The following is a 14376-nucleotide window of genomic DNA, read 5'->3' as shown; positions in this document are numbered from 1 at the left end:
TATAGGAGTATTAAAAATGAGTGAACTAGAAAAAATGATTAATGGAATGGAGTACCATAGTTCTAATAGAGATTTGGCTTTGATGAGGGATAAGGCTAAAGATTTATGTATTGACTATAACATGTTAAAATCTAATCAGCTAAAAGAAAAAGAAGATATTATAAGAAAGTTATTCTCAAAAATAGGAAATGACTTTTTTATTACAGGACCTTTTTACTGCGACTATGGATTTAATATAGAAGCTGGAAACAATTTTTATGTTAATTATAATTGCGTAATTCTTGACTGTGCAAAAGTGAAATTCGGAGATAATGTTTTCATAGCTCCAAACTGCGGTTTTTATACAGCAGGACACCCTTTGGATATAGAGAGAAGAAATAGTTATATAGAGTATGCTTATCCTATAACTGTTGGAGACAATGTATGGATTGGTGCCAATACTGTTGTTGTTGCAGGCGTAAAAATAGGAAGCGGTGTAGTAATAGGTGCTGGAAGCGTTGTTGTAAAAGATATACCTGATAATGTGCTTGCCTTTGGAAATCCATGCAAGGTGATTAGAGAAATAACTGATGATGATAGAAAAAAGAGCTTAAATTGGAGCGATAAGAAAAATATATAACATTAATCATAATATAAAAAATAATCATAGCATAATTACTTATTATACTATGATTATTAATTATATTAAACTTAAAAACATTAAATAAATTTTATATTTACTTAAATATAAAATTTAAAATCTCTCTATATCTGTGAGTTTTTCTACAGTTTTAGCTAAAAGATAAACACCAATTCCAGTAGCACCTTTTGAAAGATATTTTGAATTATTATCACTTATAGAAGTGCATGCTATATCCAAATGAGCCCATTTAGCTCCTTCTGTAAAATATGATAGGAATTGAGCTGCTGTTATAGTACCTGCATATCTTCCGCCTGTGTTTTTTATATCTGCTATATCAGATTTTATTTGTTCTTTATATTCTTCAAACATAGGAAGTTCCCATACTCTTTCATAAGTATCATCGCCTGCATCTTTAAGAGCAGAAGCTAAAGCCCTGTCATTAGACATTAATCCAGTAGCATTTTTTCCCAAAGCTATAGAACATGCACCTGTTAAAGTAGCAATATCTATTACAAAGTCCGGATTATATTTTTTTATTCCGTAAGCTAAAGCATCGGCAAGTATTAATCTTCCTTCAGCATCTGTATTAACAACTTCTACTGTAACACCGTTATACATTTTTAATATATCGCCTGGGTTAATTGCTCCGCTTCCTGTTTTATTATCTGTTAAAGGACATATAACTGTAACATTAGCATCTAAGTTCATATCTGATATCAAAAATAAAGCTCCGCAAACAGCAGCAGCACCTGACATATCATCTTTCATTCCAAGCATACTGTCAGCTGGTTTTAATGACATTCCGCCAGTATCAAATGTTATTCCTTTTCCTACTAATAATATATGTTTTTTAGCTTTTGCTTTTTTGTACTGAGCAATAAATACTCTAGGAGGATTTTTACTTCCTGCATTAACTCCGAGTATTCCGTTCATATTTAATGATTTTAATTCTTTTTCTGTTAGTACTGTAGTAGTTATTTTTCTCATTTCGGCCTGTTTTTTGGCTCTGTCTGTAAATGTTAGGGAATTGATAACATTACTAGGTTCATTAATAATATCTCTTGCCCAGAATATATTATTTGCTATTTGAGTTGCTTTTGATATTGCATTTTCTGTATCTTTTTTGTGTTCAGAAACTAGAAGTATGTTTTTTATAGAAGGCTGTTCTTTTAGTCTTTTATCTCCCAAATATGTATCAAAACTGTAAGAAGCAAGCATTATTCCCAAACAGAACTGTATATATGATTCTTCTGAAGCTATTTCAGAAAATAATTCTGCCATATCTACTTCTATATCATCAATATGCAAATCTTTCATAATTTTTATAAGAGAAGAACCTGCATTTTTCCAAGTTTCATACATATAATTTTTTACTTCCTTATATGTAATAAAAATAACTCTAGTATTACTTGCAAAAGCAAATGCGAAAGGAGTAGAAGTGCTGTAATATTTGTCTTTTACTAGGCTGTTAAATAACTTTATATACTCTTCATTAAATGTGCATACTTTGGGCTCTTCTTTTTCGACTTTTACAAAAATCGCCACAGTATGTTTTTTTATAAAATTAATTGTATGTTTGAGTTTCATTTGTCGGATCCTTGATTTTATTAAGTAGCGTTCAAGTAATAATTATATATAATGTTTATTTTATGTCAATTATACTAGGGAAGAAAAATATTGTATTGATTTTTTTTATAAAAAATATAGAATAAATAACAATGATTTATTGGAGGTTTCATAATGAAAAAAATATTAATAGGTTTATTTTGTTCTGTATTGCTGATTTCTATACTTTCATGCGGTACTGGAGTAAGTAAAAGCAGTCCTGAAGGCTGGATTAATGATAATACTTTCAGGGTTATGGGTATGGGAATTCCTTCTGATGGTGAAACAGATAAATTCAGAAGAGAGGTAGAAGCTAAACAGGCTGCTGAACTAGACGGCAAAAATAAAGTAGTAGCTAAAATAGTAGGCTCTTATATAGAATCATTGAGTTCCACAGAAAAAGGTATGATAGATGAATATGTTATACAAGAAAGAGTTGCTGGAAGAGTAAGAGGACTTTCTGTTGTAGAGAGTAAATGGGATTCAAAACAAAATTGTACAGTTGTAATGGAATTGTATTCTAAAGGATTAAAAAGTCAGATGGATTCTTTAGTTTCACAGTATCTTAATGAAGTTGGCATGCAGTATACGGCTCAGGACGTGGCCGGAATGGTTAGAACTTATAAATAATTGACTGTATTTATATATCGTTTTATAAGATTTTTTTGATGATTTTTGAAAAATTAATTAAAAAAATTTATTATTAATCGATAACTAAAAACGTATATATTTTGTTATATTAATAATATAGCAGAAAAATATTTTTCATATTAAGGAGGTAATTTATGAGAAAAATATTGATTATTCTTACAATTTTGTCTGCTTTATTTGCATCTTCCTGTAATAGAACTGGAGTAAGCATAAACAGACCCGAAGGCTGGATCGATGATGATACATTCAGAGTAATGGGTATGGGTGTGCCTGCTGATGATATAGATGCTACCGATAAGTTCAGAAGAGAGCTTACTTCAAAACAGGCAGCAGAATTAGACGGCAAAAATAAAATAGTATCTAAAATAGTAGGTTCTTATATAGAATCATTAAGTTCCACAGAAAAAGGTATGATAGATGAATATGTTATACAGGAGAGAGTAGCTGGAAGAATAAGAGGAGCTTCTGTTATAGAAACTAAATGGGATTCTCAGCAAAATTGTACTGTTGTAATGGAATTGTATTCTAAAGGACTAAAAAGCCAAATGGACGCTTTAGTTACAAAATACCTTAATGAAGTTGGTATGCAGTATACAGCTCAGGACGTGGCTGGAATGGTTAGAACATACGAGTAAAAATAATTTTTTGTGTAAAAATTAAGAGGGCTATATAAAAATAGCTCTCTTTTTATTTTATAAAGTAATGATTTATAAAGTGATAATGAAATAATACAGTAAAAAATATTTTTTTATGCTATTGCAATATACTATTCAAAATATATAATAAATCTTATTTTTATTTATATAAAAAAATTATAAATATTAGGAGTTGTTTAATGTATAGAGAAGATATAAGCGGAAGATTGGCATTTGTTTCTGGAGCAAGTGCTGGTATTGGGGAAGCTGTGGCTAGAATGCTTGCTTCTAATGGGGTTAATCTTATACTTGCAGCCAGAAGAATAGAAAGACTTGAAACTTTGAAAAATCAGCTTGAAAAAGAATATGATGTAAAAATAAATATTATAAAGTTAGACTTCTCTAAAACCGAAGATATTGTAAAGGCTATTGACAGTATTGAAAATAAAAATATAGATATACTTATAAATAATGCTGGTTTGGCTTTAGGCAAGGATTTGTATTATAATAATAGTTTGGAAGATGCTTTACAGATGGTAAGGGTAAATTGTGAGGGTTTAATAGTATTAACAAGACTTTTAATGCCTTATATATTAAAAAGTAAATACGGACATATAGTAAATTTATCTTCTACTGCTGCAGATGAAGCCTATAGCGGAGGAGCTATATACTGTGCTACAAAATCGTTTGTAGAGATGTTTGGAGACAGCATAAGGGTAGAATTAATAGATAAACCTGTTAAAGTAACAAACATTAAACCTGGTGCAGTTAATACAGAGTTTTCTACAGTAAGATTTAAAGGCGATAAAGAAAAAGCAGATAATGTTTACAAAGGATTTATTCCTTTATATGCTGAAGATATAGCCGATAATATAGAGTATGTATTAACTCGTAAAAGGCATGTACAAATATCAAGCATGACTATTATGGCAGAAAATCAAGGCAGTGCTACAATAATACATAGAGATAATAAATAATTTATTTTTTATTTTACTTTTTAATAAGGGAGTTATTTTTCTATGGGTGATATAGATAATACTAGAGATAGATTAAAGTTAGATGAACTTAATAAAGATGCAAGAAAGGATTTGTTTAATAAATTTGTGGACGCTGGCGGTGAAGTTGTATCTGATAAAAAGCGTACATCTTCAGTAATTGTTGGAAGCTCATCAAAGAAAAATGCTAATACTTTAGTAGGCGGTAATTCTAAAGGTAGTTATAATAATAGCGGAGGAAAATCTTCTGATTCCAAAGGTTCAAGTGCAGGCAGTTCTTCTGCAGCTGCTGAAAAACAGAAAAGAAATGGAGTTTTTTTTGGGTTAAAATTGTGGTTTGATGCTGTGAGTGCTGGTGTTATAACTTTTATGGGAGGCAATGTTAATCCGAAATTTTTAAACTTTATAGATAAAAATATCATAGCCGCATTTTTGGAGATGGATACTCTTATTTTTAATGCCCTAAATCCTACAGAAGCATCAAATATAGATGCTAAGGCTAAACATCAGAAAATAATATCTCAATTTGCTAAAGACCTTGAGGACTTGGAGCTTTTGGAGAGAATAAAAGATCAATACAATGAAAAAACATATAAAGATTTTTTAAGACCTTACAAAGAGCTTAATACCAATGTAATGGCTGAAAGCTATGTTAAAGAGATAAAAGCAATGTTCAGACCTTTATATGTACTTCATGCATATTCTTCAAGGATTAAGGTAGCAGGTGAAAAAGCTATGCTTGCTTATGCTATTGTTGACAATATAAGCAAAGGAATAGTTAATTCAAGAATATCAGCTTTTAAAAGGGCTGTTGATTTGATATATACAAAATACTATCCTAAATTGTTTACTCTTTTGCAGTATGCTGCTAAAGAAAAATTAGAAACTATTAATGATTTTAATAAATATTTTAATATCACAGATGAAGATATTTTGGGATATTATACAAAATTGAGAAAAGATAAAGAAAAACTTCAGGAAACAAAAATAGAGCAGGCAAAAGAAAATATCGGAAAGAAAAAGGATACAGAAGAAGAAAAACTTGGAAAGGTGGAATCTATAGGGGTAAAACTTATAAATAAATGTGTATCATACAAAAAAGAGGATAACGGCATAGAATATGAGGCAGACCCTTTCTTTTTTGTTCCAATAAAAGATAAAATATACAGAATAAAAGTTTTAATCGATTTCTTGGACAGAGAATATTCTGCCGTATTTGTTTCAAATAAAGTAAGGTATAATTTAGTCTATGACAATCAGGTTAGAACAGATTATAAAAATGATTTTAACAATATATTTCTATCATTATCAGATACTAATTCAAGGTTAAATGAATACAGCGATCTTTGCAATACTATATTGAAGGTAGAAGCTGATAAAACTATGCGTTTTGAACAGAGGGTTTCTATGCTTTCTGATAAAAACGGACAGCGTTCTTATTTGGCTAAAAATTTGAGAAATACTTTTGTATCTATAATAACGCCTTTCAAAAGAAAATTAGATAAACTATTATTAGACAAAGAAGAAAGAGAAAGAATAATAGAAAATCCTAATGATATACTAACTTTTTCTGCAGAAGTAGGAAAGGGCAAAAAAAGAATACAGGGATATAATGTAATGAAGGCATTAACAGAAGCCTATTATTTTATATCCGGATTTAATTATTTAATTACGCAAGGGGAATTGTCTGGAGCTGGAATATTGATAGAAGGCGATGATGATGATGAACCTATTATGACTGAACAAATTTCTGAAGCAGCAGATACAAATGTAAAAGAAAGTTCTGATAATAATACAGAAGAAAATAATGTTTATACTGAAAGTACTGACGATCAGGATAATTCAGAAACTAAAGAAAATGAAGAGAATTCTGAAATAGAAATTAATTCTGACGGATTTAATGAATCTGTAGATGATGAAGATTTATTTTCAGAGACTTCTAATGAAGCCAATAATGATGACAATACTGCTGATGCTAACAGTGAAGAAGATGAAGATAGTAATAAATTAGATAAAGAGGTTTGAGTTTTGGCTTATAAATCACCAAGAACTATAATGCTTGAGTATATTCCATTAAGAATATTAATGGAAATAATGGCTGTTATGCCGTATATTGTTATTATATTATTTGCAAAATTGGTAGGTACTCTTATGTATTATTTTGTACCTAGTGCTAGGCGTATAGCTTTAATTAATTTGAAACAGGCTTTTCCAAATAAAAGTTTTCATGAAAGAAAGAGAATAGCTAAGCGTTCTATGAAATCTATGATAATGACTTTTGCAGAGTTTATAAAGTCTTCAAGAATGTCTGATGAGCAAATATTAAAGAGGATAAAAATAGAAGGGCAGGATATTTTTGATGAGGCAATGCATAAAAAAAACAGAGGTATTATAGCAATTACTGGGCATATAGGCAACTGGGAGTATATAGCTTTTTATTTTGCTATTAAAGGCTATCACCCAAGTGTCATAGTAAGACCTTTAGATAATCCTAAACTTGATGCTTATATGAAATCTTGGAGAGAAAAAAGAGGTATGAAGTGCATACCTAGAAAGGGTGATTTAAGGGACATATTTTATGCTTTAAATGATAATAGTCCTGTTGCATTTTTATCAGATCAAAATTATTTAGACGGCATTTTTGTTGATTTCTTTGGATATCCTTGTGCTACAGCTACAGGTCCTATTGCTATAGCTATGAAAACAGGAAGTCCTATTGCTATAGTATACAGTGTTCCAGACAGATATGGGCATCACAAAATAGTAGTGTCTGAAATAATGTACATAGAAGAAAAAGAAACCAAAGAAGAGACTATTAGGCATAATACTCAAAGATATACAAAAAAACTTGAAGAGATAATTTCTAAATACCCTGAGAACTGGCTTTGGGTGCATCCTAGATGGAATACTAGACCTAATGGAGAGCCTGAAATATTTTATAAACATAATAATTATAAATAATTTTTTACTTTGCTTTTTTTCTCTAGGTTTATATTATATACTAAAACTATTATGATTGTCAGAACAATATTTGTATTATAGTTATATATAAAATTCTTATTTTTAGTTAATGAGGTAATATCTTCATATAATATTCAATTTTATTTAGTTTTATTTTTTTTAGATTATGTTTTATAATGTTCACGGCAAGTAATAACTTTAGTTTAAGAAAATCAATTTTAATTGGAGGTTATGCATATATGGAGCAAAAAAAACGTTCATTTATGTTCTTTTTAAATCTTGGGCTTACATTCACTTTGGTAGGTATAATAATTTCTTTCTTTATATTTTCATATGAGAAAAACTATAAGAAAGATGAGTTTTTAGTTCATGCACAGTCAGCACCTGAAAAAACTGCTTTTACTGGGGCATTAGACGGTGCTTTAGAAGTTGAGGGAGCTATAAGAGATGTTGTTGATAAGAACATGCCTGCTGTAGTTAATATATCTACAGAAATTGAGGCTGGTCAGACTGAAGAAGACAGATATGCTGATGAGTTTTTCAGATTTTTCTTTGGAGATCAAGTTCCTAGACAAAGAAGAAGTCAAAAATCATTAGGAAGCGGCTTTATTATTAATGAAGATGGTTATGTACTTTCAAATTACCATGTTGTTAAAGGTGCTACAAAAATAATGATAACTCTTTACGGAAAAGATGGGGAATTGCCTGCTCAGTTAATAGGATATGATGAGGCTTATGATTTGGCTTTATTAAAAATAGAAGGCAACGACAGAGTTTTCCCTTATGTTGCTTTGGGAGACAGCGATGCTATAGAACCAGGTGAGTTTGCCATTGCCATAGGAAACCCTTACGGACTTAATAATACTGTTACTTTCGGTATTGTAAGTGCTAAAGGAAGAAGCGATGTCGGAGCTAATAAATATCAGAGATATATACAAACAGACGTTGCTATAAACCCTGGTAATTCCGGAGGACCTTTATTTAATATTCATGGTCAGGTAATAGGTATAAACACATTAATATATTCTACTTCAGGCGGAAGTATAGGAATAGGCTTTGCTACTCCTATTAATTTGGCTACTTCTGTTATGACGGATTTGAAAGAAAACGGAAGAGTTACAAGAGGATATTTAGGTATATACTTGCAGGATATTGATGAAAATTTATCAAGAGGTCTTAATGTTAAACAAAACAGCGGAGTTTATGTAAGCGAAGTTATACCAGATTCTCCTGCTTCTAAAGGCGGTTTGCAGGACGGCGATATTATTATAGAGTTTGACGGCGAGAAAATGACAAGATCTGGAGATTTATTTAATAAAGTAGCTACTACAAAAGTAGGTAAAGAAGTTACAGTTAAATATTTGAGAAACGGAAGAGAAAGAAGTACTAAAATAGTGATAGAAGCAAGAGTTGAAGATGAGAATGTTGTTCCTAGCAGACAGTCTCAAAATAACTCTCAGGGAAGTACTCGTTCTTGGATGGGCTTAGATGTTTCAAATATTACTCCGGAAATATCTCAAAGACTTCAGATAAGAAGCAATGAAAGAGGGGTTGTAGTTCTTAATATGACTCAGAACTCTAAAGCATATCAGGCTGGACTTAGACCTGGAGACGTTATTAAAGCTATTAATGGTATCACTATCTCAAGTACAGATGATTATGATAAATTCGTTGAATCTTACGGAAATGATAAGTCATTTACTATTACTATAAAACGTGCAAGAATGACTTATGTTATAATAATAGAATAGTGCTTAAATATTAATAGAATATAAAGGAGCTTTGCAAGAGATTTTGTGAAGCTCTTTTTAATTATTAGTTAATAAATTATGTTAACTATTTTTATCTTTTTACTTGCATTATAACTAATTTAATATATTATTAATAAACTATTAATTTGTTAAATAATAAATATAGAGTTTTATATATAAAAAAATAATCTTCTTAAAAACAGGAGCTGAAGATGACACATTTAGAATTGAGAGAAAAATTCAAGGAGTTTTTTAAAAGCAAAAAACATGTAATAGAAAAATCATCATCACTTATACCAATAGATGATCCGACACTTCTTTTCACAACAGCGGGTATGCTTCAGTTCAAACCATATTATGCAGGAATAAAAAAAGCTCCTTATTCAAGAGTAGCTACCATACAAAAATGTTTTAGACTTTCAGATTTGGAGAATATAGGAAAGACTGCAAGACATCATACATTTTTTGAGATGTTTGGTAATTTCTGCTTTATGGGAGATTATTTTAAGAAAGAGGCTATTGAATTTGCTTGGGAGTTTTCTACTCAGGTAATAAAACTTCCTATTGAGAGAATATACGTTTCTATTTATGAGAAAGATGATGATGCTTTTAAGATTTGGAATGAGCATATAGGAATACCAAAAGAAAAGATAGTAAGACTAGGAAAAAAAGATAATTTCTGGGGACCTGCTGGAGATTCTGGAGCTTGCGGACCTTGCAGTGAGCTTTATATTGATATGGGAGAAGAAAAGGGCTGCGGTAAGCCAGACTGTTTTGTAGGCTGCGACTGTGAGAGATATTTGGAGTTTTGGAACTTAGTATTTAATGAGTTTTTTCAGGATACTGACGGCAATTTATCTCCGCTTCAGAATGTAGGTATAGATACTGGAATGGGACTTGAAAGACTTTGCTATATTATGCAGGGTGTTGAAAGTAATTATCAGACTGATGTTATGAAGCCTATAGTTGATGCTATTATAAAAAAACTTAATGTTAAATATGAAGATAAAAATAAAACAAAAATAAATTTAATAGCAGATCATTTAAGAGCATTGGTATTTGTTTTGGCAGAAGGATGCGTACCTTCAAATGAGGGAAGAGGATATGTTTTAAGAAGGCTTTTAAGAAGAGCTTTGAAAACTTCAAGCGATTTTGGTCATAAAGGGGCTTTCTTAAATGAGCTTACTGGTGCTGTTATAGATGTTTATAAAGATATATATGATTATCTTCCTAAAGAAGAAGAGAATATAAAAAGAATATTAAAAGATGAAGAGAATAAGTTTTTAAATACAATATCTGCTGGTATGAACAAACTTTACAGCGTAATGGAAGATAATAAAGATACTAAAGTGATAAAAGGTGCTGATGCTTTTATGCTTTTTGATACTTACGGACTTCCTTTTGATATAACAGAAGAAGAGGCTAATGATCATGGCTTTACAGTTGATAGGGCTGGATTTGAAGAGGCTATGGAAGAGCAGAAAAAAAGAAGCAGAGGAACTGGAGAAGATAAAAAGTCAAAATTCGGATATATATCAAACTTTGATACAAAATATGTTGGTGAAGATTTAAACAATTTAATAAACGGTGTAAAAGCTAAAGTAATATCTGTATACAATAATAATACAGTTATTGTAACAGATGTTTCTCCTTTTTACGGAGAGATGGGAGGACAGGTTGGAGATAACGGATATATAGAGACTTCAGATAAGAAAACTATTAAAGTAACAGATACTCAGAAAAAAGAAAACACCATTATACATATACTTGAAAATAATAATCATTCATTTAAAGAAGGCGAAGAGATAACATTATTTGTTAATGCAGATAGAAGAATGGCTATAAGAAAAAATCATACAGCTACGCATATACTTCAAAGAGTTTTAGAGCTTACGCTTGGGAATCATGTAAATCAGGCTGGAAGCTATGTATGCGAAGACTATTTGAGATTTGACTTTACTCACCCTGATTCTATATCCGAAGAAACTTTGCTTAATATAGAAAATAAAGTGAATGAAGTGGTTTTCAAATCAATGCCTGCTGTAATTAAATACATGTCTAAAGAAGAGGCTATATCATCTGGAGCTAAGGCATTATTTGGTGAGAAATATCCAGACACTGTTAGAATACTTGATATAGGAGACGGATTTTCAGTAGAGCTTTGCGGAGGAAGTCATTTGACAAATACATCGGAAGTTGGTTATTTCCATATAGTAAGTGAAGGTTCTGCTGCAAGCGGTGTAAGACGTATAGAGGCTATTACTGGTTTAAAAGCTGCTAATGAGGCTACAAAACTCTTTAGCAAAGTAAAAAACTTGGCACATATACTTAATGCTTCAAAAATAGAAGAGATTACTATAAGAGCTGAAAACCTTCAAAATGAAGTAAAAAAACTGCAGAAAGATATTAAGCAGTTAAAGACTTCAGGGGCTTCAGTTACTTCATTTATGGATAATTATGAAGATTTAGGCGGTATTAGATTCTACAATTTAGAGTTTAATGAAGATATAAAAGAAGTAAGGCTTTATGCTGATACTATAAAAGAGAGGGTAAAAGACAGTATTGCCATTATGATAAGCAAAACTGACTCTTCAAACTCTATACTTGTTCAGCTTACAGGAAGTGCTGTAAAAGAAAAGAAATTATCAGCAAATAATATTATAAAAGATATTATTAAAACTGCAGGCGGAAGAGGCGGCGGAAAAGATGCTTTTGCTCAGGGCTCTATAGAAAATATAGATAAGGCAAAAGAAGAAATTAATAAATTAAAGAGTACATGGTTATAACTTTTAATATGAAGAAAATTACAATACTTTTTATATATGCTTTTTTTATTTTGATATCTTGTTCTGAAAAAGATGTTACTTTAAGAAGACTCGAAGATGTACATAAAGCCGAAAAAAAATTGGCAAAAGACCCAAATGATGAAGAGGTTATATTAGAAGTGTTAAATGCAGCTCAAAATGGCGGCAGGGAAGTACGTGCTGAGGCTGTTTGGCTTTTAGGAAAGATAGAAGCAGATATAGCATACAGTGATTTTTTGCGTGCCAGTGTTGAAGACCCTGATTTTAATGTGAGATGTTTGGCTGTTTTGGGGCTTGGAAGGCTTGAGGCGAATAATCCTGAAGCTATTGATAGGGTAAAAAGGGCTATTTCAGATACTGATTTGCAGGTGCAGATAGAGGGATTAAAAGTTGCAGGCAGAATGAATGCTAAAGAGCTTTTAAACTCTATACTTGAAAGTTTATCAAGTAAAAATAAGTGGGTAAGAATGGCTGCTGTTGAGGCTTTGAAAGATTATGATGACGGCAGAGTTGACAGATCTTTAAATTTGCTTGCTTCAAGTGATGGTGATTTTGCTGTAAGATCTATTATTAAACAGGTAATAGCGTATAGAGAAAATAGAAAAGCTAATACTATAGAAATTGAAGAATAGGGTATATTATTAATGTTGAAAAGAAGTATTAAATTGTTTGTATTTATAATAATATCTTTATTTATTAGCATATCATGTGCTTCAAAATATTCTTATGTAAGAGTCGATGATATTATAGAAAAAAATAGAACCATAGCGGTAGCTTCTTTTACTTTTCCAAAAAGTATGACCAATCAATACTTGGATAAATTAAAATATTTAAACACAGAAATATATACAGATTTTGTATTAAATAGTTTTATAAGTAATTTTAATTCTCAAAATGAAATGGTTAAACTTATAACCTTGCAGGAAGCAATAGGAGATGAAGAGTTTGCCAAATTGCCTAATCATTCTATATTAGGAGCTGATTATGTGGCAGCAACTGGTACTCTTGCTACAAACAGATTAAGCGAAGAAACATTATCCTTACTTGCTGGTAAAGCTGACGGGGTAATGTATGCAAACTCTGCTATGTCTTTTTGGTCGCAGAAGGTTAGTATAGATTTTGAGATTTATGATATTACAGGCGATTATTTGTGGATAGACACTTTAAATGGTTCTTCTTATCATATTATAGGGGATACTGGTGCTCCTACTAGGCAGACTGCTTATGAAATAGTTATTGCCGATGTTATGAAGTATCAGAAACTTCATGCAGAAGAGCTTTATATTGTTATAGACCAAGCTGTATCAAATGGTGTTAATGGTCTTAAAGGAAGAGTTCCTTATGCATTTAATACTAATGATATAATATTCACACAAAAAACTTTTAGTTTAACCAATGAAGACTATGCAAAAAAGGCAGGTGTATATTAATGGCACAAAGACAAAAAATAGAATTAAATTTCAGCGATGTAGATGATTTTCATTTTAAAAAACCATTAAAAGGATATATTACGAAAATAGCAGATGATCATTATGTTATTAATAATGATGATTTGGCGATAAGAGCTTCTGGTAAAACACCTAAAGAAGCGGCAGAAATGCTTAAAGATCAGTTTATAGTTCTTGCAAATGATTTGATGTATAAATCAAAATATGCTCCTTTAAGCGAAAGAGAGAGAAAGAAAGTTAATATTATAAACTCAATATGTGATTTAATATAAAAAATAAAAGTTAGCTTTTTATCAGCTCTTTTTTAGTTTTTTACATTATATTTTATCCCTCAAAATTTGAATCTTCAAATATTGGTATTTTAATTAATTATATTTTAAACTTAAATATTTCTTTGCAATTATTATTTTGTTTAAGCATAAATAAAAAATTACTCACTATTAAAAAATTATTTATTTTAGGATTATTTGGAATATATTATAAGCATAGTTTATCTTTTATAAAAAAATCACTTTTATTGGCTTATTTTGATAAAAAAATTTGTTTAACTATATTATTTACTTGTAAAAATTTGGGAGTATAATATAAATGCGTAACATAAACAGAATGAACGATTATTTTGTACGCTATCTTTTAGGATCTGTAGGAAATGAGGATATACTAGAAAAATATAGTAAACGCCGTGCTTGAAGACTTAGGCTTTGAAACAGTACACAACTTACAAATAATCAATCCTCATAACTTACCAGAAAATATTAACTTAAAAGAATCCGTACTTGATGTAAAAGCTATCACAAATGACAACAGAAAAGTAATTATAGAAATACAATTATCAGGTAATATAGACTTTTTGAGAAGAATATACTATTATATATCTAAGAATATAGTAAGCGAAGTAGAAGAA

General features: G+C 30.4%; 12 protein-coding genes and 1 pseudogene. 12 read left to right on the top strand and 1 reads right to left on the bottom strand.

Annotated features, from left to right (window positions below):
• The first annotated feature begins 16 nt into the window (after nucleotides 1–16).
• Nucleotides 17–619: a sugar O-acetyltransferase gene (locus Q1X91_RS07555; protein ID WP_300755306.1), complete on the top strand. Its 603-nt coding sequence runs from the start codon at nucleotides 17–19 to the stop codon at nucleotides 617–619.
• Between the two features lie 114 nt (nucleotides 620–733).
• Here the strand turns inward: Q1X91_RS07555 and Q1X91_RS07550 are convergent, their stop codons facing one another.
• Nucleotides 734–2209 (bottom strand): M17 family metallopeptidase, encoded by a 1476-nt coding sequence (locus tag Q1X91_RS07550; RefSeq protein WP_300755304.1) that lies wholly within the window; start codon nucleotides 2207–2209, stop codon nucleotides 734–736.
• A gap of 153 nt (nucleotides 2210–2362) precedes the next feature.
• Between Q1X91_RS07550 and Q1X91_RS07545 the strand changes: the two genes are divergently transcribed.
• The 11 genes and pseudogenes from Q1X91_RS07545 to Q1X91_RS07495 form a co-directional block, all read left to right on the top strand.
• The gene (locus Q1X91_RS07545; protein WP_300755301.1) at nucleotides 2363–2857 is read left to right on the top strand and encodes a hypothetical protein; all 495 of its coding nucleotides are present in this window, start codon (nucleotides 2363–2365) and stop codon (nucleotides 2855–2857) included.
• A gap of 155 nt (nucleotides 2858–3012) precedes the next feature.
• On the top strand, nucleotides 3013–3513 hold the full coding sequence (locus tag Q1X91_RS07540; RefSeq protein WP_300755298.1) for a hypothetical protein: 501 nt from the start codon (nucleotides 3013–3015) through the stop codon (nucleotides 3511–3513).
• Nucleotides 3514–3713: 200 nt separating this feature from the next.
• Nucleotides 3714–4490: an SDR family NAD(P)-dependent oxidoreductase gene (locus tag Q1X91_RS07535; RefSeq protein ID WP_300755296.1), complete on the top strand. Its 777-nt coding sequence runs from the start codon at nucleotides 3714–3716 to the stop codon at nucleotides 4488–4490.
• Between the two features lie 42 nt (nucleotides 4491–4532).
• Entirely contained in the window at nucleotides 4533–6533 is a 2001-nt protein-coding gene (locus Q1X91_RS07530) for a hypothetical protein (protein WP_300755293.1), read from the top strand.
• Between the two features lie 3 nt (nucleotides 6534–6536).
• Complete coding sequence (locus Q1X91_RS07525; RefSeq protein WP_300755290.1) at nucleotides 6537–7469, top strand: lysophospholipid acyltransferase family protein; 933 nt, start codon at nucleotides 6537–6539, stop codon at nucleotides 7467–7469.
• Nucleotides 7470–7708: 239 nt separating this feature from the next.
• A complete protein-coding gene (locus Q1X91_RS07520; protein WP_300755287.1) occupies nucleotides 7709–9220 on the top strand; it encodes a Do family serine endopeptidase in 1512 nt (503 codons plus the stop codon).
• A gap of 212 nt (nucleotides 9221–9432) precedes the next feature.
• Complete coding sequence (alaS, locus tag Q1X91_RS07515) at nucleotides 9433–12006, top strand: alanine--tRNA ligase (RefSeq protein WP_300755285.1); 2574 nt, start codon at nucleotides 9433–9435, stop codon at nucleotides 12004–12006.
• A gap of 8 nt (nucleotides 12007–12014) precedes the next feature.
• The gene (locus Q1X91_RS07510; protein ID WP_300755282.1) at nucleotides 12015–12656 is read left to right on the top strand and encodes a HEAT repeat domain-containing protein; all 642 of its coding nucleotides are present in this window, start codon (nucleotides 12015–12017) and stop codon (nucleotides 12654–12656) included.
• Nucleotides 12657–12668: 12 nt separating this feature from the next.
• A complete protein-coding gene (locus Q1X91_RS07505; protein WP_300755280.1) occupies nucleotides 12669–13454 on the top strand; it encodes a hypothetical protein in 786 nt (261 codons plus the stop codon).
• Nucleotides 13454–13744, top strand: coding sequence for a hypothetical protein (locus Q1X91_RS07500; RefSeq protein ID WP_300755277.1), 291 nt, complete (start codon nucleotides 13454–13456; stop codon nucleotides 13742–13744). The genes Q1X91_RS07505 and Q1X91_RS07500 overlap by 1 nt, the downstream gene beginning before the upstream one ends.
• Before the next feature lie 316 nt (nucleotides 13745–14060).
• A pseudogene (locus Q1X91_RS07495) lies at nucleotides 14061–14376 on the top strand (Rpn family recombination-promoting nuclease/putative transposase); the annotation flags it as partial.

It is taken from the genome of uncultured Brachyspira sp. (assembly GCF_949287625.1).
Lineage (GTDB): Bacteria > Spirochaetota > Brachyspiria > Brachyspirales > Brachyspiraceae > Brachyspira.
The sequence above is the reverse complement of the archived record's forward strand: the minus strand, read 5'-3'. Positions and strand labels throughout refer to the sequence as shown.